This window comes from Corynebacterium sp. HMSC076C10, from assembly GCF_001812455.1.
GTDB classification, from domain to species: Bacteria; Actinomycetota; Actinomycetes; order Mycobacteriales; family Mycobacteriaceae; genus Corynebacterium; species Corynebacterium jeikeium_D.
Genome location: NZ_KV809129.1, coordinates 16,375 through 35,527 on the forward strand (window position 1 = coordinate 16,375; position 19,153 = coordinate 35,527).

At 57.8% G+C, this 19,153-nt stretch carries 14 protein-coding genes; 7 read left to right on the forward strand and 7 right to left on the reverse strand.

The window, feature by feature from the left end; all coding sequences use genetic code 11:
* Window positions 1-31 precede the first annotated feature (31 nt).
* From yidC to HMPREF2857_RS06255, 5 genes are all read left to right on the forward strand, one after another.
* A complete protein-coding gene (yidC, locus tag HMPREF2857_RS06235) occupies window positions 32-1,180 on the forward strand; it encodes a membrane protein insertase YidC (protein ID WP_070643174.1) in 1,149 nt (382 codons plus the stop codon).
* 320 nt (window positions 1,181-1,500) lie between these two features.
* Window positions 1,501-2,136: a 16S rRNA (guanine(527)-N(7))-methyltransferase RsmG gene (gene rsmG / locus HMPREF2857_RS06240; protein WP_224783766.1), complete on the forward strand. Its 636-nt coding sequence runs from the start codon at window positions 1,501-1,503 to the stop codon at window positions 2,134-2,136.
* Between the two features lie 278 nt (window positions 2,137-2,414).
* Window positions 2,415-3,371: a ParA family protein gene (locus HMPREF2857_RS06245; RefSeq protein WP_070643176.1), complete on the forward strand. Its 957-nt coding sequence runs from the start codon at window positions 2,415-2,417 to the stop codon at window positions 3,369-3,371.
* 21 nt (window positions 3,372-3,392) lie between these two features.
* Window positions 3,393-4,670 carry a ParB/RepB/Spo0J family partition protein gene (locus HMPREF2857_RS06250; protein WP_070643177.1) on the forward strand — a complete coding sequence of 426 codons (1,278 nt, stop codon included), beginning with the start codon at window positions 3,393-3,395 and terminating at the stop codon, window positions 4,668-4,670.
* An 11-nt stretch (window positions 4,671-4,681) separates the two neighbouring features.
* Window positions 4,682-5,635 (forward strand): hypothetical protein, encoded by a 954-nt coding sequence (locus HMPREF2857_RS06255; protein ID WP_070643179.1) that lies wholly within the window; start codon window positions 4,682-4,684, stop codon window positions 5,633-5,635.
* Window positions 5,636-5,661: 26 nt separating this feature from the next.
* On the opposite strand, the gene HMPREF2857_RS06260 is transcribed toward HMPREF2857_RS06255, so the two are convergent.
* The 7 genes from HMPREF2857_RS06260 to HMPREF2857_RS06290 all read right to left on the reverse strand — a co-directional run bounded on the left by HMPREF2857_RS06260 (window position 5,662) and on the right by HMPREF2857_RS06290 (window position 16,904).
* Window positions 5,662-6,846: an N-acetylmuramoyl-L-alanine amidase gene (locus tag HMPREF2857_RS06260; RefSeq protein WP_070643181.1), complete on the reverse strand. Its 1,185-nt coding sequence runs from the start codon at window positions 6,844-6,846 to the stop codon at window positions 5,662-5,664.
* A gap of 410 nt (window positions 6,847-7,256) precedes the next feature.
* Complete coding sequence (trxA, locus tag HMPREF2857_RS06265) at window positions 7,257-7,577, reverse strand: thioredoxin (protein WP_070643183.1); 321 nt, start codon at window positions 7,575-7,577, stop codon at window positions 7,257-7,259.
* Window positions 7,578-7,970: 393 nt separating this feature from the next.
* Window positions 7,971-8,909 (reverse strand): thioredoxin-disulfide reductase, encoded by a 939-nt coding sequence (trxB, locus tag HMPREF2857_RS06270; RefSeq protein ID WP_070643184.1) that lies wholly within the window; start codon window positions 8,907-8,909, stop codon window positions 7,971-7,973.
* A 164-nt stretch (window positions 8,910-9,073) separates the two neighbouring features.
* Entirely contained in the window at window positions 9,074-9,637 is a 564-nt protein-coding gene (locus HMPREF2857_RS06275) for a sigma-70 family RNA polymerase sigma factor (RefSeq protein ID WP_042389015.1), read from the reverse strand.
* 235 nt (window positions 9,638-9,872) lie between these two features.
* Entirely contained in the window at window positions 9,873-13,475 is a 3,603-nt protein-coding gene (locus HMPREF2857_RS06280) for a murein biosynthesis integral membrane protein MurJ (RefSeq protein WP_070643186.1), read from the reverse strand.
* Window positions 13,476-13,502: 27 nt separating this feature from the next.
* Complete coding sequence (locus tag HMPREF2857_RS06285) at window positions 13,503-16,040, reverse strand: hypothetical protein (RefSeq protein ID WP_070643188.1); 2,538 nt, start codon at window positions 16,038-16,040, stop codon at window positions 13,503-13,505.
* Window positions 16,041-16,046: 6 nt separating this feature from the next.
* Window positions 16,047-16,904 carry an NUDIX domain-containing protein gene (locus HMPREF2857_RS06290; protein WP_172954592.1) on the reverse strand — a complete coding sequence of 286 codons (858 nt, stop codon included), beginning with the start codon at window positions 16,902-16,904 and terminating at the stop codon, window positions 16,047-16,049.
* Between the two features lie 160 nt (window positions 16,905-17,064).
* On the opposite strand from HMPREF2857_RS06290, the gene HMPREF2857_RS06295 reads away from it, so the two are divergent.
* Window positions 17,065-18,507 carry a CCA tRNA nucleotidyltransferase gene (locus HMPREF2857_RS06295; RefSeq protein ID WP_048733146.1) on the forward strand — a complete coding sequence of 481 codons (1,443 nt, stop codon included), beginning with the start codon at window positions 17,065-17,067 and terminating at the stop codon, window positions 18,505-18,507.
* Window positions 18,507-19,148 carry a YqgE/AlgH family protein gene (locus HMPREF2857_RS06300; RefSeq protein ID WP_048733149.1) on the forward strand — a complete coding sequence of 214 codons (642 nt, stop codon included), beginning with the start codon at window positions 18,507-18,509 and terminating at the stop codon, window positions 19,146-19,148. Before HMPREF2857_RS06295 ends, HMPREF2857_RS06300 begins: the two co-directional genes overlap by 1 nt.
* The last annotated feature ends 5 nt before the right edge of the window (window positions 19,149-19,153 follow it).

The window sequence follows — 19,153 nt, forward strand, 5'->3', positions numbered from 1 at the left end:
TGTCCCCTAAAGAACGGAGTGATCTTAGACCGTGCTCAATTTCGTGTATGTGCCGATTTCGGCCATCCTGTGGTTCTGGCATAAGGCCTCAGGTTTCCTATTCGATCCCTCCTCGGGTATCTCCTGGGTGCTGGCCATTATTTTGCTTGTGGTCACCATCCGTATCCTCCTGTTTAAGCCGATGCTGAACCAGCAGCGTTCTGCCATCAAGATGCAGCAACTCGCTCCTGAGATGCAGGCCATCAAGGAGAAGTACAAGAACGATCAGCAGGCTCAGGCTCTTGCTATGCGCCAGCTACAGAAGGAAATGGGTGTCAACCCGCTCGGCGGCTGTCTGCCGATTCTGGTTCAGATGCCTGTGTTCATTGGTCTTTTCCACGTGCTGCGTTCGTTCAACCGAACGGGTACGTCGGGCAATGCGCTCGGCATGTCGGTGGAACAGAACTGGAATACGCCTAACTACATCTTCGGCGTAGATGAGGTGCGGTCCTTCCTGCTGGCTCGTGTGCTCAATGCTCCACTGTCCAGTTCGGTTGGTATGGGTGAGGATCAATACGCAGCCTTTACTGTGCCTGGTACGCCTGCGGACTTCACCCGCATGGACATCATGATCGTTGCCATTCCGCTGATTGTTATCGCGGCACTTGCAACGCACTTCAACGCTCGCATGTCTGTTGACCGCACGCGTGCCCGCCAGGAAGCCGGTCTGGTGAAGCGCCAGGAAGGCGTTATGGGTCAGCAGATGGACATGATGAACAAGATGATGCTTTGGTTCTTCCCAATCATGATTCTTGTTACCGGTGCTTTCTGGCACATCGGCCTTCTTGTCTACATGGTGACTAACAACGTCTGGACCTACTTCCAGCAGCGCTACATCTTCGGCAAGCTGGATGAGGAAGAGAAGGAAGCTGTCGCAGCTAAGAAGGCTGCCAAGCGCGAGGCACAGGAGAAGCTCGCTCCGAAGGTTGGCCAGAAGCCAATCAATCCGAAGAAGGGTGGCAAGCGTCAGGCAGCGCAGAATGCGCAGCAGGCGCAGTCCGGTCAGGCCTCTGCAGCGAACAAGGCTTCTAGCCATCTTCCGGATGGTAATTCGGGGAAGGGACAGCAGGGCCCAGTCTCGAAGCCAGCGCCAGGACAGAAACCCGCAAATCGGAAGAACCGGAAGCGGAAAAAGAAATAGCTGAAGTGGAATCGCCCTTCGTCTACATAAGTTAATTAATCGAAACGCCCCGCAGTTGATGCGGGGCGTTTTTGCTTGCCTTGGTACTCTATCGCGCAGACAACGTCGCTGTTATTACAGGCATGTAATTTTCTGTGGGGCCTGGAGTTTGGCATCCAACTCCGGTCAATGTTTCACGTGAAACATGGCTGTTGCACTGTCGTACACTAGGGGTAATGAAAAGCTCGACGGGTGACGGCACAGCTGCCCCATTGGAAAGGTTAGTGGAACTGTTGGGTAACTCCGCGAAAGACGTCGATAATCAAGAAGCCTCCGCAGGTTTGGTCGATCCGGATCTGCGTTCGGTGATAGATACCGTGTTTGGAGGGAATGCCGATCGAGCATACCGCTACCATTCATGGTTGGCTGAGGAGGCTACAGTCCGAGGTTTGATTGGGCCACGTGAAACTCCAAAGCTGTGGGATCGGCACATTATCAATTCTGCGGTAGTTGGAGAAGCGATAGGCAAAGGGCTTCTAGTTGCGGACATTGGTTCGGGGGCAGGCTTGCCCGGGATTCCGCTTGCTCTTGCACGACCAGATTTGAAGGTGGTTCTTGTGGAACCATTGCTGCGCCGTACGACTTTCTTGAACGAGGTTGTGGAAGATCTCGAGCTGGACAATGTGACCGTGGTTCGCGGCCGCGCTGAGGAGAAAGTGGTTCGCGCTGAGGTTGGCCAAGTAGATGTCGTCACTTCTCGCGCTGTTGCCCCTCTTGGGAAATTGGCGGGCTGGTCGCTTCCTTTAGTTAAATCCGGAGGCGCGATGGTTGCACTGAAGGGTGGAACTGCGCAAGAGGAGATTGATCGGGACGCAAAGCTTATTGCCAAGGCGAAGGGAACTAATCCCCGCGTTGTAGAGGTTGGCGGTTCCGTGTTGGGAACTTCGACGTACGCCGTGATTATTCAGAAGAAGTAGGTTGTAAGTCCCCCTCCCCTACTCCACTGCCGGTTCGCTTGTGTTTTGGTTTCGACATTGAGGCGCGTAGTGCCGTCGGGCTAGAGTGGGATAAGTATCGCGGTATGGCAAAGTCCTACCGGCCAAGGTGGATGTTTCACGTGAAACATTTCCACAATCGTCGGCGTCTAACGCTTGTTGGGGCTTGATGATTACGCTTTTGCAGATAGTTACTAAGTTTTTATTCGCACTCCAGTGGCCATGATTGGTGATTGCTGTGCTTGTAAGGGGAATAGTTAATGAGCCGGAAGTCCTGGCAAGACACACCCATCGCTGCGGCAGCTCAACGGGCAGCGCAAGTTAAGGCCCCGAACCGTTTATCGCTTCCACGCCCCGAACGCCCGCGCCGTATTACTATCGCCAACCAGAAGGGTGGCGTGGGCAAGACCACTTCGGCAGTCAACATCGCGTCGGCGCTCGCGCGGCATGGTCTCAAGGTGCTAGTCATCGATAATGACCCGCAGGGAAATGCTTCTACGGCCCTGGGGATTGAGCATGTTTCCGGGACCCCGTCGACGTATGAGCTTCTAATTGGCGAACTACAGATTGACGATGTCATCCAGCGTTCCCCTGAATCTGAGAATCTCTTTTGTGTGCCAGCGACATTGGACTTGGCGGGCTCCGAGATTGAGCTGGTCTCGCTCCTGAACCGTGAGCGCCGACTTCTCGATGCAGTGTCAGATCAGTACCTGATTGACAACGGCTTTGACTTTCTCATTATTGACTGCCCTCCTTCGCTCGGTCTGTTGACTCTGAATTCGATGACTGCCGCCAACGAGGTTTTGATCCCGATTCAGTGTGAGTTTTACGCCTTGGAGGGTGTGACTCAGCTGATGAATAACGTGCAGATGATTCGTCAGCATCTCAATCCGGAGCTACATATTTCTGCTGTGCTGCTCACTATGTTCGATGGCCGCACCAAGCTTTCGGAAGAAGTTGCCAATGAGGTTCGTAACTACTTCGGTGAGGTTGTGCTACGTAATCTCATCCCTCGATCTGTGAAGGTATCGGAGGCGCCGGGATATTCGCAGACCGTAATTTCCTACGATCCAGGGTCTCGGGGCGCAGTTGCTTATCTTGACGCCGCGAAGGAATTGGCAACGCGTGGCGACTATTCAGCAGTTTCGGGTGGAAGTGCGATTAGGCAAAAACCAGCTTCCTCCCCTACCCCGTCCAATTCCACTGAGACAAATTAAAGCCACTAGGAGTAGTTACCGATGTCGAATCAAAAAAAGGAGAACCGCAAGGGAGGGCTCGGTCGCGGTATCGCCGCGCTGATCCCAACTGCTCCGGCGGCTAACCCCTCGGTAGGTGAGAGTGCCGCGGATATTATCTTCGGTCCCCGCCGTACCCAGGGGACGAAGCAGCCTGGAAGTAGCGGAGTTGCCGACGTACTGGGGGCAGCCGCGACGGGATCCGGCACCTCGTTGACTGAAGGGAAGAACGCCGGAAAATCTGCAAAATCCGGCCAGAGCAAGCCTCATACCGATGAGGCGCAGAAACGTCACAGTGACGATAAGGCTATTGGTAAGTCTAGCGATGTTTCACGTGAAACATTGCCCTCGGCGACGTCGGGAGTAGCGGACCATAGCAGCGCGGAGCCGACCGATGTTGACGCTTCGGCCGCAAACGAGTTTGGCGCGACCTATCGCGAGATCGACTTGAAGCTGATCACGCCGAACCCGAAGCAGCCACGAGAGGTCTTCGATGAGGAGCCCCTGAATGAGCTCGCTCACTCTATTCGTGAGTTCGGTCTATTGCAGCCGATTATCGTACGACCAATCTCTGAGGATAGTCGTGCGGCCGCACTCGAGGCAGCGCGCAAGGAAGATCCGAACGCGCCGCAACCCGAGTTTGAAATCATCATGGGTGAACGTCGCTGGCGTGCTTCTCAGCGAGCTGGGGTCGACACGATTCCCGCCATTGTTCGCGATACTCCAAACCAGGACATGCTTCGCGATGCCCTACTAGAGAACATCCATCGCGTTCAGCTAAACCCACTCGAAGAGGCCGCTGCGTACCAGCAGCTACTCGAAGAGTTTGGTGTAACTCAGGCAGAGCTGGCGGATCGAATCGGTCGCTCGCGGCCCGTTATTACCAACATGATTCGACTCTTGCAGTTGCCGGTGGAGGTACAGCGACGAGTAGCGGTCGGTGTTCTGTCGGCTGGTCACGCACGCGCCTTGCTTGGAGTTAAGGCAGGTAAGGAAGAACAGCAGCGCCTCGCCGAGCGAATTGTTGCTGAAGGACTATCCGTCCGTGCGACCGAAGAAGCAGTGACATTACTCAATGCCGGCGAGCGACCGAAAAAGCAGCACCGTGAGCCCACTCCGCAGCCGGAGGTCCTTCACAATTGGGCTGACCGCCTGTCCAATTCTTTTGATACGAAGGTGACTGCCCAGATGGGCAAGCGTAAGGGCAAAATCGTTATCGAATTCGGCAACCTCGAGGACTTTGATCGCATCATGTCACTGATGCATCTCGACGAAGAGTAAACCCGGTTACTGTGACTGAAGTATTCATCGAGAAAATTTCGCTGGCCGACATCGAAGGAATCTATCCAGAGACGATGTTAAGCCTGTTTTGGGAACAGGGCATGGAGCATATCCGTACAGCAACTGCCCTACCCCAGTTCTCGACTGAGCCGCGCGAACCTAATTTGGACCCCAGCACGCCAGAAGAGGATGAAGCGCTCAACGGTGATTTAAAGCATTCGGACGGCCAACCCCCTACTCGGCCAGGCGGAGCTAGTGAAAGCCTCTTAAATGGCGATTTGAGCCCTGATTTAGCCGCCCAGGTGCGATTGGAGAAGGAAGCATGGCTCAATACCGTCTACCTTTCCTGGGGACCGTGCGGATATTCGCTACGACGAAAGCCACCGGCATCACTTATCGATGGGAAACCTGAGACCGTCGGCACGCTGCTCTTTGCTCCGCCACGCTTCTGCCCGACGACATTTTCCATGCCTTCCGGACCAATATCGCCGGATGCGATTGCGCTGACGAGTCTGCATTACAACGCTTTAGAGGTTGACGATGACATGCTCCGCGTGCTCATTGTGACCGCTCTGCACAAGCTCGCGCTGCGCGGGATTTCAGCGGTAGAAGCGTTTGGTTGCAGTGGCACGGCGGATTCTATGTCGGCATCCACGCCGTCGTCGCCAACGCCTGACGACGGTACGGAGAATCTAATCGCTGATTTCGAAGCGCAACTTGAAGAAAAGCTAAATCCTAAGCCGTGTATTTCAGATTCGTTGGCGGCGATTAACCATAACGCCGGTGATTTGATTCGTACGCGAACCCTTCTTGACTCCGGGTTTCGGGTGGTCACTCCACATCCGATTCATCCGAAACTCCGTATCGAGTTGGATGCGGAATTGGATTGGGACGAAGAAATCGGCCATGCGTTGGATCTAAGTGCGAAAGAACCCTTTATGCGCTCAAAGCTGTTCAGTCTTTAGCGCCGGGTTTCATTGGTCAGCCGTGTTTAGGCTTTTTCCTCTTCAATCAGCTGCGCAAAGCTGTAAGCGCCGGTCATTGGCTGCTGCTCTTCATCGCCCAGGTACAGACGCTTTACAGCGACAACGATAGATTCGGCAATTACGTCCCGCTGATCTGGGGAAGAAAGAATTGCGACGTCTTCCTCGTTGGTCAGGTAACCAACGGCGACTTCCACCGTGGGCATCCTGGTCAGACGGAGGAGATCCCAGGTACGGGCGTGCGAGCGGCAGTCCACCAGGCTCGTACGGGCAACAATCTCCCGCTGAATAAGGCCAGAGAGCTGTTCGCCAAGAATGGAGTTGGAGCCCTTCATCGAGCCAAAGTAAAAGGTCGCAATACCGCTGGCGCGGTTGTTGTGATAGTGGTCAGCCTGCAGGGAGATGAAGACGTCAGCGCCAAATGCGTTGGCCATCTCAGCGCGATCCTCGATGGACGGATTGTCGGTACGAGGACGAGACAGAATAGTCTCTGCACCAGCCGCGACAAGGCGACCCTCGATGCGAGAGGCCAAATCCCAAAGAATCTCTTCTTCAGAAATCTGACCGTAAGGGCCGTCGACCACAATGCCGGGCTCCCCTGCCCCAAGACCTGGATCAATGACAATGCGCTTGCCAGAGAGCTTCGGCCCCATCGTGCGCAGTATTTCCTTCTCATGGAAGGCGTTTACCGAGCCACCAGTGACTCTCCTGCCCAAGTAGCTGAGCGCCCGGAGAGTAACGGGACCACAGATACCGTCGGGCTCCAGCCCGTAATTGAGCTGGTATTCACGTACAGAGGCATCAGTCTTCGGGCCAAAGTGGCCGTCTACTCGGGCATCGTGGAAGCCGAGTTCCTGCAAGGTAGCTTGGAGAACGCCTACGTCCTCACCGGTCATTTGTGACAGTGGATCGTAGGACAGTACGCGGGTGCCCAGAGTGTACGAGGCTTCTCGCAGTAGGCGCAGGGTGCTGTCGCGGATGATCCCGTCGGCATAGACACCGCGGGACTGTTGGAACGCCAGGAGAGCGTTGCGCATATCCTCATCAAAGAGGTCATCGTCACCAGACCACTGAGGCGAGTTTTCCTCCGCGGCTGAGCCCTCCCAATTAGGCAGAAGCCCAAGACGAGCCAGGGTAGAACGTACCTCGGCTACACGAGGTGACCTATCGCCCACCTTCAGAAACTCTGGCACGAAAACTCCCTTCCGAACTCCACACTTATGTTCAGGCCGTTGTGGGTCCTCACAACACTTAATCAGTATTACTGGCCAGTGAGCTAAACGAAACTTCAGTTAAGAAATCTCGCGCACCCTCAGAGGATATGGTCAGCAATACCTCTCAAGTTGGCGGCAACCTGGTTCCTTCACGGTATTAAGGAAGACGTAAACCGCCATTTCCAGCAAGATTACCAGCTCGCAGGCGCGAATTGATTGTTACGAGGGCGCGTCGGCTAGCCCGACGGCAGAACCCCAGGACTAACTCTAAATCACAACCACAACTTCAGTCACATCATAATGGGGTGTGTCCAACGAAGGTGGCAGTAGCGAAGTGACGGGTAGGCAGTCGTAACCTCGTATCGGATAAGGAGCAACCCCAAGTTCTTTTAAAGGTGCTTTTCGATGAGCGACGTGATTTCGCCCTTCGGGCGGACTCCGCGAATCTCTTCGACCTTCTTGCCGTCCTTGAATAGGAGCAGGCTTGGGATGGACATGATCTGGAACATGCCAGCCAGTGCACGCTCCTCATCGACGTTGACCTTGGCGATGACAGCCTTGCCATCGAGCTCGGCCGCAACCTCGTCCAAAACGGGAGCAATCTTCTTACACGGGCCACACCACTCTGCCCAGAAATCAACAAGCACCGGCTTATCGGATTCGAGGACATCGGACTTAAAGGTGTTGGCGGTGACGGTTACCGGAGCCATGAAATTCTTCTCCTTAGAATGAGCTCGTTTGAGTTCTTAGTGGTTTTGTTTTGTGGTCTTGATTCTAATTTTTCAACCTAGCTTCTTCAGCCTCGCGTACGGATTTGGCGCTCAAGGCGTCAAAAATTAGGGCTTCCGGTGGTGCGAGTGAAGTACTAAATTGTTAATTAATGGTGTTCTTGAGAACGCTGCAAGTGCTCGATGAGTACGGGGCGTACCGGGCTATAACATGTCCCGCTGCGCCCTGATTGAGCTACAGCTAACAACAATTGGGCTTACCGACTATCGGATATTCCCCATAGTTGGATATCTGCAATCGTAGGGCTTATCCAACAATTGCGATACCCCAACTATTAGGTGTTTATCCAGCTAGTGCGACTGACCTTCTGTCAGCTACCGAGCAACAGTTTCCAAGTAGTGCTCAGCATCCAGCGCAGCCTTGCAGCCAGAACCAGCGGCGGTAATTGCCTGCTGGTAATGCGAGTCAACAACATCGCCCGCGGCAAAGACGCCCTTGAGGGAGGTCTGGGTGCTCGGAGCGGCTACCTGAATGTAGCCATTCTCATCGCAATCCAGCTGATTGCGAACCATCTGCGAACGTGGCTCGTGGCCAATTGCTACGAACATGGCAGTCGCATCCAGGACGGACTTCTCACCAGTGACGGTGTCTTCCAGCTCGAGACCGGTAACTGAACCCTTGTCCTCACCAAGAACCTGGGACACAACCTTGTTCGTCGCAAAGCGAATCTTGTCATTGTTCTGCGCGCGCTCGACCATGATCTTCGACGCACGGAACTCATCGCGGCGATGGACAATCGTCACCGAGCGGGCGAACTTGGTAAGGAAAGTTGCCTCTTCCATTGCGGAGTCACCGCCGCCGATGACGGCGATATCGTGGTCGCGGAAGAAGAAACCATCACAGGTGGCACAGGCACTGACACCATGACCAAGCAGCGCCTGCTCGCCCGGAGCACCGACATAACGCGGAGCGGCACCGGTCGCCAGGATGACAGCGTGAGCCTTGTGCTCTTCTTCGCCAACCCAGACAGACTTGATTTCGCCGGTGAGATCCATGCGATCGACAATCTCCATGCGCAGGTCAGCGCCGAAGCGCTCTGCTTGTGCGCGCATCTGATCCATCAGCTCTGGTCCCATGATGCCCTCGGAGAAACCTGGGTAGTTCTCCACATCGGTAGTCGTCATAAGCAGGCCGCCAAACTCGATGCCCTCGAACACCACAGGCTTCAGGTCGGCACGGGCTGCGTAGGTGGCAGCCGTGTAACCGGCGGGACCGGAACCGACAATGATCAGGTCGTGAACGATATCGCTCATGAAGACTCCTATAATTTTTATCTCTCACATCACATGGCGCACAGTGATGCTCAGTAGTAAGCAAACTTTTCAGCTCCGGGAAAGAAATTACCGGAACCAGCCACCTCAACCAACGTGAGGTTAGCCATCTCTATTCCCCCAGCCTCACCCCTGCTCTGCAGTTGTTAGGCCACCTGCACTTCTTCCAATTGTCGCCGAAGCGTACGACGCGCCCGCGCCCGCCGAGACTTCAACGTCCCGCTCGGCTGCCCAATACTGCGAGAGGTCTCCTGCAGCGAATATCCAAAGATGTCCAAGTACAGCAGGGCATCCCGTTGATCCGTTGGCAGCTGCTCCAATGCGGCGGCCATAGTCACACGTAGCGGAACATCCGGGCAGGGAATCGGCTGTGAACTCATAAACGTCTCAAAATCCTCCTCCTTATCGCAGAGAGGGATCTCCCCGAAACGACCGCGGTTGTGGTCAATACACGCATTCTTCACGATGCACGTCAGCCACGTCGCCACCGTTGAACGCCCGCGAAAGCTCGCCGCCCCCGCAATTGCCCGCGCCAGCCCCTCCTGTACCCCATCCAAGGGATCGAAATCATCCCGACGATAGCGCCGCGCCATCGCTACCAACTGCGGATAATAACGCCGTGCCAACACCGCGAACGCGCGACGATCCCCCGCCAGGTGCGCCTTCAATAATTCACGATCGACCTCGTCCGCAGATGCATGCTTTTGCATACCGACGACACCACAATCCCCCAGTCGCCGACCCATGCGGGCCTTACGGTGACTGTCCCCAATTCGATTTCTTCCCCCAAAGTTCATGGCTCCTATGCAAACACGAAACCCGCGCTCTCCGCTTGGCAAAACTGCCGTGGAGACCGCGGGCTGTGGATGAATTTCAAAACGTCCCAGTAGCTGTGGATAACTTGGGACAACTTGAACTGTTGCCGCCTAAGGCAAGCTCAGAGCGTTATTCCGTACCACGCACCTGAATGTCGCCAATAGCAACTGGCAGCAACGAATCCGGAGATTGCTCAGCCAGATTGCGGTCGCCGACAAGTGGGTTGTCCGCATCGGAATTCTGCGACTCAGCATCAGCATCTGTATCAGCGTCAGTGTCTGAGTCGCTGTCGGCTACCGCTTCCGCAGCCGTCGGCAAGCCGGAGATCCAGACAACAAGGTTCTTCCACTCAGTGTCGCGGCTATCGATTTCGATGGTCGTCGTACCTGAGGTGGCAGTAGCGCTTCCGAGAACCGTTGTGTCATCCAAGTTCGTCGAGTCAGCATCTCGTAGGCCGCGAACTTCAATGTGTGCGCCCGGGGTCGCCGCGACCTTAAGCTCTCGAATGGTTGCCGGTTCATCCAGAGTGACCCGAATACCCACACCAGGTTTGAAGTCCTCTGGACGATTGCCGAACTGGCTGAGGTAAGTCGAAGTTACCCAGAAGCTTTCCTCGTCATTATCGATGGTCAGCTCAGCCATGTCCGGATTGTCTGGACCGGCTGCCGGGTTGTCGCTGTCGGCTTGCCACTCGTTAGCGTCGGCAAGCGAAAGCGTCGTGATCGGAGCCGGGCCGCGTCGTACGGACTCGGAGTTAATCGGTGCGTCCGAGGAACGGTTAACCAGACCAAAGATGCCCGCGGCGACAAGTGCGCCGACAATGACTACACCGACAACGACTGCGCCGGTGCTGAATGCGCCGGTGCGATTCTTGGTGTGGTGAGCGTTTGATTGGGCTACACCGTCGGCATCGACGGATTCGCGCGCACCGGTGTCGGGGTCGATTGCGAGAAACTCCGAAGAGTCGGGGCCGAGCGCTGCAGTGCGAAAATCCTCCGCGAGTGTGCGAGCTGGCGACTCCTGTTGGTTGAAGTTCTCCGGGCGAACCTGCTTCGCGCGGTCGATGGCAGCAGAAATATCGGAGGGGATATTTGGCACGTTGTAGAACAGCTCGTCGATGACAGAAAGCAACGCGTTGTAGTCCGAACGTTGCGAGCTATCGGGCAAAACGACGGGGAAAGCGTCGTAGATGTGGCCGTCGCTGCTGATGCGCAATTGTCCAGGCTTGTTTGTCAGGCCAAGGCAGCGCCCAGATTCGTGGGCGTCGGCGATTGTCTCGGCAAGTGATGCTATTGCGAGTGCCAGGGCATCCGGGTGGGCGGCCTGATCGAACCGCTCAATACCGATACTGCTGGTCCAGTCGGCGACGATGAGCACCTCGGTGCGTGTCTTCGCCACACTATGAATGCGGGACATCCCGGTGCCAGCCAGGTCACGCAGCTCATTGGTCGTCGTGGCAATCTTCTGGGCGGCAACCGATGGCGAAGTGTCGTAGTACGGCAGTGCAATCGTGTCGACGAAGACGAGTGCGACATCTGAGTTGTTGGGATCGCCCATATCCATGGCGCGCCACAGGCGCAGACCTGGGTAGGTCGCGACTTCAGAACGCAGACGGAAACGACCACCTGAGACCATCTCGCCGGGTACATAGCGGGTTGGGCGAGAACCCTGCGTCGGCATCGGCGGCAGCAGCGGCGAAGCGGTGAAGCCCTCGTTTGCCAGACCCGTGGCCTCGCCGATCAGGTTCGACGGGGCAATCGAGAAAGCATCAGCGGCGAAGCCACGTTCGCGCTCCATATCCTCACGGTCGGCGACGGCATTGTCGGCTGCATGAGGCTGCGGAGCAAAGCGGCGTAGACCCGGGATGCGGCCGAGGAAGCCGCCCAGAACGCGGACCTCTTCCAATGGAGCCTGAGCGAGCACCAGGCCGGTACCGATGAGGAAGACCACGCCGGTGACGATGGTCTGCAGCAGCACGCCGAAGGAACCGAAGAAATCGAACAGCACAAGGTCGGTCAATGCGAATGCGCCCCAGGCGACGGCGACACCGACGAGCGACGCCCCCAGTGCCCACAGCACGGTGTGGACGGTCGCCTTACTGTCCAAGTGTCCGAGAGTGCGGCGCAAGAGCAAGAAGCCAATTACCGCGCCGGCGACGAAACCGAAACCGTTGGCGGCACCGAGCAACACGACGACGGTCTCATCGTCAGAAGCCAGACGAGGAGCGAAGAACGACAGAATCACCTTGACGGTGGTAATGCCGAGGATGATGAAAGTCGGGGTCCAGGCCTCTTCACGGGCGTAGAAAACACGCAAGTGCAAAAGCACAATGGCGTATGGAATAAGCGAGAACGCCGAGAAGGACAGCGTCCAGCCGAGAATCTCTGCGGTTTCGCGGGGGAACTCCAGATACGCAAAAAGACCGACGGCGATGGGGCGGCCGAATGCGGTGAAGAAGGCGACGATCGGCACCAGCGCAATCATGGTCAGGCGCGTACCGATGGACAGATCGCGGACCACTGCCCCATCATTGCCGTCGGCTGCATTGCGGGACAGTCGCGGCATGATGGCGGTCAGCAAGGTAACGCCGATGATGCCGTAGGGCACCTGCAACAGCAGCCACGCCTGCTGGTAAATCGTCGGCGCTGCCTTGGAGGCAGTCGAGGCAATATTGGTGGTGATGAAGTAACCAGCCTGGGAAATTGCCACGTAGGTGATAATCGCGACACCCATGCCGGTGAACTGTTTGATGCGGTCGTCGATACCCCACAGCGGACGCAAATCAATGCCCGCGCGCTTGAGGTAGGGAATCATGATGGCTGCCTGAATGACGACACCCAGGGTGGTACCAAGACCCAAAAGCAGGATGTGCGGATCGGAGAGTGAACCGTCCGAATCCGGACTCAATTGGCCGGGCAGGAACAGATATAGCAAGAGCGTGGCAATGGCCACGACGTTGTTAGCGACAGGTGCCCACGCACCGGGTTTAAAGATTCCCTTGGTGTTTAGCACCGCCATGAGCAGCGCAAATATGCCGTAGAAGATGATTTGCGGCAATAATAAGAACGCAAAGGACGTTGCCAGCGGAACGTTGACCTTACCGGCCTCGTTAAGGCTCAATCTGGTCAACAGTGGCGCACCTATCACTGCCAGCACCGTCACCACTGCCAGCAGCGTCATAGAGACAGTCAAGAGACGTCTAATGAAGGCGGCACCGTGATCTGGATCCTCCTTCTCCGCGCGCACCAACACCGGCACCACCAGAGAAGTCAGCACCGCGCCGAGGACGATTTCCGTAATCAGGTTCGGCAGTGTGTTGGCGACGTTGAAGGCTGAAGCCACAGCCGGACCCAGCGTCGCGCCGATGAGCAGATTTCGCAAAAAACCCGTAATGCGCGAAATCAGGGTAGCGATTGCCATCGAGCCCGTGGAGGCGACGATGTCCGAGTTCGACTGTCCCTGATTTGCGTCCGCCGTCGAGCCTGCGGAGGAATCGCTGGAAGCGGTTGCTGTCGCAGTTGCTGCCTTTGCTGGCGATGGTGATGCCGATTCCGTCATCGCGTCAGCGGCGGTATCGGCATTTGCCTTATGGCCGGATACGCGAGTTAGGTCCGGGGCCGCTTCGGCCGGCTGAGATTCAGCCGTTGGCCGCGCCGCCGGAACCGGAGCCGGTGGCGCGGGGCGACGAATGCGGCCTCGAAGTCCAGATTTATGCGCGTCTGAGTCAGTCACATGTCCTATTGTTGCTTAAAAGGGGGGCTATTTCCGAAAGTACTGTGACCGTTTTGCGGCAAAAAACCCACCAACAGTGACGATGACGAGGGTCACGATAGCCAAAACCCCAACCGAAGCGCCCGATTGCACGGAAATACTCACTGATCGAGAAATCGGCGTGCCGCCAGGTGATTCGAGCCACAGCAACAGATTGTGGGAGTTGTCTCCACTATCCCGTGGCCGGTCTCCCTCTGGAGCATTGGTTGCCGGAGTGGATTCTGCATCATCACCCGACTTCGGAGTGAACTGAACAGTCACCGACCCCTTGGCGGGGATGGCGGCCTCATACTTCTCCTCCAACACCGAATCTCCAGCGCCGACGCGCACGAACGCGGGAACCGGCAGCGGCAGGCCATTGCGAGCCAGCACCGCAATCGGCGACAGCTGCGTTGCGCGGGTGTAGACACCGCCGGGAGCTACCAACGTCACTGAATTGCGCAGGCGTCGAGTCATAATCAGTGCCTGGTCGCTGAGTTCTTCGCTCCGCCGCTGCACGTCAGGTGACTGCAGCTGATTTCGCCGGCCGAGAGTTGTAAACGAGCGCAGCAAGTCGTGCCGCAGGGGGCGGGTGAATTCATACCGCGTCAGTGCGACATTGGGATCGTTGGACATGATTGTGGTCAGGTCCGTGATTTCGCGGGAGGCCAGTTGAGCCTTCTCCACGAGCGTCTCACTCACTGGCGCGGGATCGGCAAGTTCGTCAATTGGAGTAACCGAGCCCGCATCCAGGTCGTGAGCTGAAGCGGTGATGGAGTCCATCAGCGGAGTCAGCTCAGCCAGGTTATCGTCCACGGCTTTCCTGACCGCAGCCATGAAATCTTCAGCGTCGCTAGCGCGTGGATCCCAACCGGACGGCGGTGCTGCCACCACAGCCGCGCGAGGGTCATCCGAATCAGTCAGTGATTGGAACAGAGTGCCAATCGCTGTCTGCATCCGTGCAGCCTCGGAGTCGATTCGGAAATCGTAGCGTCCGAGCAGATTCGAATACGCCACAGTCTGGGGAGACCGCCCTGTTGCAGCCAGAGAGGTTGTCAGTGCCCCAGGGAGGGCGAAGGCGCGGCTACCGTCGGCAAGCACGCCACTGTGGCCGGGGCGCAGTGTCTGACCATCGGCGGTGACGGCGGTGTTGTCTGCGACTAACACGGTGGTGTCGTGCGCGGCTTCGGGTGGAGTGGGCGAGGGTGGCATCGCCTCGCCGGTATCGACGCGGTTTTCGAATGCGCGCTCCGGGGCGGTCCCGTTCAGGGCCGTCGCCGCCGAGTACAGCGGGGCGCTTTCCGACGTCACGTATCCCTCGGCCGGCAAATAGAGGCCCGGCAGTGCCTGAACGTCCAAATGCTTGGCGATAGTCTGCCGACCAGCGGCGAGTGCCTCCATCGAAAGCTCGTGATCGCCCACGCGAGCTACGGCGCTGGCATCGGTGCCGCCCCACGGCAGTGACAGTGTGCAGGTGTCCTGTGTGAGATCGTGCAGCCGATTGAGCCAGGCGGCAGCATTGTCACTGGCGGGCATATGCGTGAGATTGGTGTCATCCGCGTTTCCCCAGGAATCCCGCAGTCGCGGAGAGGACTCCACAGGACTTGGGCGGCTGGTGCCAATCCAGTATTCGCGGGTCATCCGGGAGATTGCGTCAAGGGTCTCCGGGTCGATGGCGATGCAGGTTGATTCCCGCAACCTCTGCCCATCCGGGCCGGCAAAGCCCTTTTCCAACGAGGTGAGCAAACCGTCGAGGCGGCCACCGCGTTCGAGAGACTCGGCCAAAGAATTGTCGGTGAGGATGAGATTCGGCGACGAGGGTGCGTCACCGGTCTCACCGCCGACCAGTGGCACTGGCTGGCTGATAGGCCAAATCAGCGAAAACGGCACTGGGTCGCGGCGGGTGGGCGCATCGGAATTGTCGGTCTCATCGTTGTCGTTCTCATCACCGGCAGGCGGTTCCGGCTCATCATCTGCGGCTTGCGGATCCGTCACCGGTAGCAGTGCGCGTGTTTCCGCCAGCAGGCGGTCGATGTCATCTGCCGGTTGCCCGTTAGCATTGATGAGCAGCGGAAACGTGCCAGCTTCCGTGATGTCGAGTCCTTCTGGGGACGGTGCGGAGATAGGAACACTTAGCGTAATTTCACGCGTCTCCCCCGCCTTCAGATCGATGGGGGAACTGAAGGTCCCAGCCACATCAAACACCGATTCAGGCTCAGCGAGAATCGTCCGCGCATCTGCAGAGGAAGCCAGTGCGCCGGCCCGCTGTGGGCGCAGCGCAACATTGCTGATATCTGCATCGGAGGTGTTGTGCACCTGCACCTTGATGGTCAGCGTCGAATGTAGAGCCGCGACATGCGGAGTGAAGCTGGTTATCGAAAGCCGAAGGGGGCCCTGTTCACCGACACGATTGGTGCCACTGCCCCACAACTGCTCATCTTGCGCAAAAGCTGGGGGCGCAACGGTCGTCGGCAAGCACAGTACGAGCGCTGCGGTGGCGGCCGTGACTTTACGAACAACATTCCTTGGCAACTGCAACCTGAACATGCGCAATCACCTCGGCGTCTGCCGGCCTGCTCGCTTTTCCGCGCGGGCGAGATCGGGCAGCAGATTGTGCGCGCGCCGGGCCAGTTTGCGTTCGTCAGCGTAGGCCAACCGTTCCACCAGGGTATCCACAGGAACCCACATGACCTGGGTGACCTCGGGGTCTTCGTCGTTCAGATCGCCATCGACGTAGCGCAGAAGGTGATGGTGCACGGTCTTGTGAATCCGCGTGCCATCGGAGACAAACCAGTAGTCAATCACACCGAGCTCTTCGATGACCTCGCCGCGAATGCCCGTTTCTTCCCACACCTCACGTTCGGCGGTGGAATCGAAAGCTTCGCCGGGTTCGACATGGCCCTTAGGCATCGACCACAGCAGGCGCCCGCGACGATCGTGCCGACCAATCAGCGCGACATAAATCCGTGACAGGTTGACCTTGCCGCCATCGCCGACAGCCTCAGCAAGCCCCGAGACGACCAGTCCGCCCGCCGAAGTCTCAATCGAGGTCTGCATCGGCGCTGCATTTTGCGCGCGCGACGAGTGCGCGCGGCGATTGTTCGTGCGCTTCGTCTGTGCGTGACGACGGCGATTGTTCCTATCCTGACCGTTCTTACGGCCACCGCGGTTGTTCGACTGCTTCGAGGGTCGTGCCGACTTCGGTGATTTGGAATTTTTCTTGGCGCCACCGGAGTTTGGCTTGGCCTTTTGGGGGCCATTGGCACCGGAGCCACTACGTTTTGCAGAATTTCCGCTGGTAGTAGCGTTGCTCGTGTTGGTGGACGAGGAAACGCCACCTCTTCTGCGCGGTCGCCGACGACGTCGACGACTCTTCGCCGCCGAGTTGTCATTGCGTACCACGTTGTTCATTCCACTTAGACTACCGGGTTTATAGGTATAAGCGGGTATTGTGTCGGTCGTGACACAATCGACTCCTTCAACGACAAATGGTGACCAGCCCGGGGGGACTACACCTCCCGGTGCTACTCCGGCGGCTGCTGACGCGGACCCAAAGGTGCGCAGGACGGCAATGCTGGCAGTGGCGGATCAGGCGATCGCCAAGGAGTCTGAGATCCTCGATTCGCTGGCAGCTGCGTTTAGTGCAGCCGGCCATCGCCTGTACCTCGTGGGCGGTTCTGTGCGCGATGCTCTCTTAGGGCGACTGGGCGTGGATCTCGATTTCACCACCGACGCGCGCCCGGAAGTGACGCGCGCGATCCTCGATGACTGGGCGGATATTGTCTGGGATACCGGCATTGAATTCGGCACACTCTCCGCGGAACGGCATGGCCGTCAGGTGGAGATCACCACATTCCGTGCGGATACGTATGACCAGGTCAGCCGCAATCCGGAGGTCACTTTCGGTGACACGCTGGAGGGCGACCTAATCCGCCGTGACTTCCGCTGTAACGCCATCGCCGTGGAGCTCCACGGTGACGGCACCCGCACCTTCCTTGACCCGCTCGGAGGTTTCGAGGATCTTGTCGCGGGTGTGTTGGACACACCGGGGGCGCCGGAGATCAGCTTCGGCGACGACCCCCTGCGGATGCTGCGTGCCTGCCGCTTCGCATCCCAGCTCGGGTTCGACGTGGCACCGCGTGTGCTCAAGGCGTTGAAGGAAATGTCCAGCGAAATTGACCGCATCACGGTCGAGCGCATCTCCACCGAGCTGAACAAGCTCATCCTGGGTGCGGACCCAAGCCGAGGTATCGACCTGATGGTGGAATCGGGGTTGGCCGACCGCGTGCTGCCGGAGATCTCCGACATGCGCATGACGCAGGATGAACACCGCCAGCACAAGGATGTCTACCAACACTCTCTGCAGGTCATGCGGCAAGCTATTGACCAGGAAGAACCCGGTGAACCGGACCTCGTACTGCGCTGGGCGGCACTGCTGCACGACTGCGGCAAACCCGCTACCCGTGCCTACAACGAGCAGGGAAACGTCACCTTTTACCAGCACGAAGTTGTCGGCGCGAAGCTGGTGCGACGCCGCCTTCGGAAACTGAAGTTCCCGAAGAAGACCAACCACGAAATCTCGCAGTTGGTCTACCTGCACATGCGCTTCCACGGCTACGGCGAAGGCAAGTGGACGGACTCGGCGGTGCGACGTTATGTCAACGACGCCGGAGATCTGTTGGAACGACTCAACAAAATCGTGCGGGCCGACTGTACGACGAGAAACCGTCGTAAAGCAGCACGCCTCGCACGAGCCTGCGACAGCCTGGAAGCGCGAATCAAGGAGCTCGCCGAGCAGGAGGACCTCGCACGCGTCCGCCCCGACCTGGATGGCAACGAAATCATGGAAATTCTGGACCTGAAGCCCGGCAAAGAAGTCGGACAGGCCTGGAATTACCTGAAAGAGCTGCGATTGGAGTCCGGTCCGCTGGAGCGTGAAGATGCTATCTTGGCGCTGAAGAAATGGTGGTACGAGCAGTCCGGTGAGCAGGCTGAAAGCGAAAGTGAGAGCTAATGGCATCGATTAATCCGGAAAATCTCTACGGCGACCGGCTTTTTACCAGCCTTGAGCGCAACGACCCGGCTGCCGGTATGCTGCTGCTCGCAGCACCCGGCATGCTCTCGCCGGAGTTTTCCCGCTCGGTGATTTTCCTCATTGAGCACGATGAACACGGCACCCTTGGTGTCGATCTCACGCAGCGTTCGCAGACGCCGGTGCACAATGTGCTCGAGCCTTGGGCGCCGCTGATGGCCAAGCCGCCGGTGCTCTACGTCGGGGGTCCGGTCAACCAGACACAGCCAATCTGCATTGGTGTGGTGCGAAACGGCGCCACCCTCCCAGAGGAGACCGACAGTATTACCGGTACCCCGCTGATGGAACGCATCGCCCACAGGTTTGCGCTGGTCAACCTCGGTGCGGAGCCGGAGGACGTACGCGACCGCATAGATGGCGCACGCATCTTCGCCGGTTACGCAGGCTGGGACCCGGGACAGCTGGAAGACGAGCTCGACCGCGGTGACTGGTACGTCGCCCCTGCCCTGCCCTCTGATGTACTCGCTCCTGCTGCCGCGGACATCTGGGGTGATTGCATGCGCCGTCAGCCATGGCCGCTGCCACTGTATGGCACCTACCCCGTAGATGTACGTGACAACTAGATGAG

Coding starts and splice junctions, on each gene's coding strand:
- HMPREF2857_RS06245 (WP_070643176.1), top strand. CDS start 2,415: ATGAGCCGGAAGTCCTGGCAAGACACACCCATCGCTGCGGCAGCTCAA.
- HMPREF2857_RS06250 (WP_070643177.1), top strand. CDS start 3,393: ATGTCGAATCAAAAAAAGGAGAACCGCAAGGGAGGGCTCGGTCGCGGT.
- trxA (WP_070643183.1), bottom strand. CDS start 7,577: ATGGCTCCGGTAACCGTCACCGCCAACACCTTTAAGTCCGATGTCCTC.
- trxB (WP_070643184.1), bottom strand. CDS start 8,909: ATGAGCGATATCGTTCACGACCTGATCATTGTCGGTTCCGGTCCCGCC.
- HMPREF2857_RS06275 (WP_042389015.1), bottom strand. CDS start 9,637: ATGCAAAAGCATGCATCTGCGGACGAGGTCGATCGTGAATTATTGAAG.
- HMPREF2857_RS06285 (WP_070643188.1), bottom strand. CDS start 16,040: ATGTTCAGGTTGCAGTTGCCAAGGAATGTTGTTCGTAAAGTCACGGCC.
- HMPREF2857_RS06290 (WP_172954592.1), bottom strand. CDS start 16,904: ATGAACAACGTGGTACGCAATGACAACTCGGCGGCGAAGAGTCGTCGA.
- HMPREF2857_RS06295 (WP_048733146.1), top strand. CDS start 17,065: ATGCTGGCAGTGGCGGATCAGGCGATCGCCAAGGAGTCTGAGATCCTC.
- HMPREF2857_RS06300 (WP_048733149.1), top strand. CDS start 18,507: ATGGCATCGATTAATCCGGAAAATCTCTACGGCGACCGGCTTTTTACC.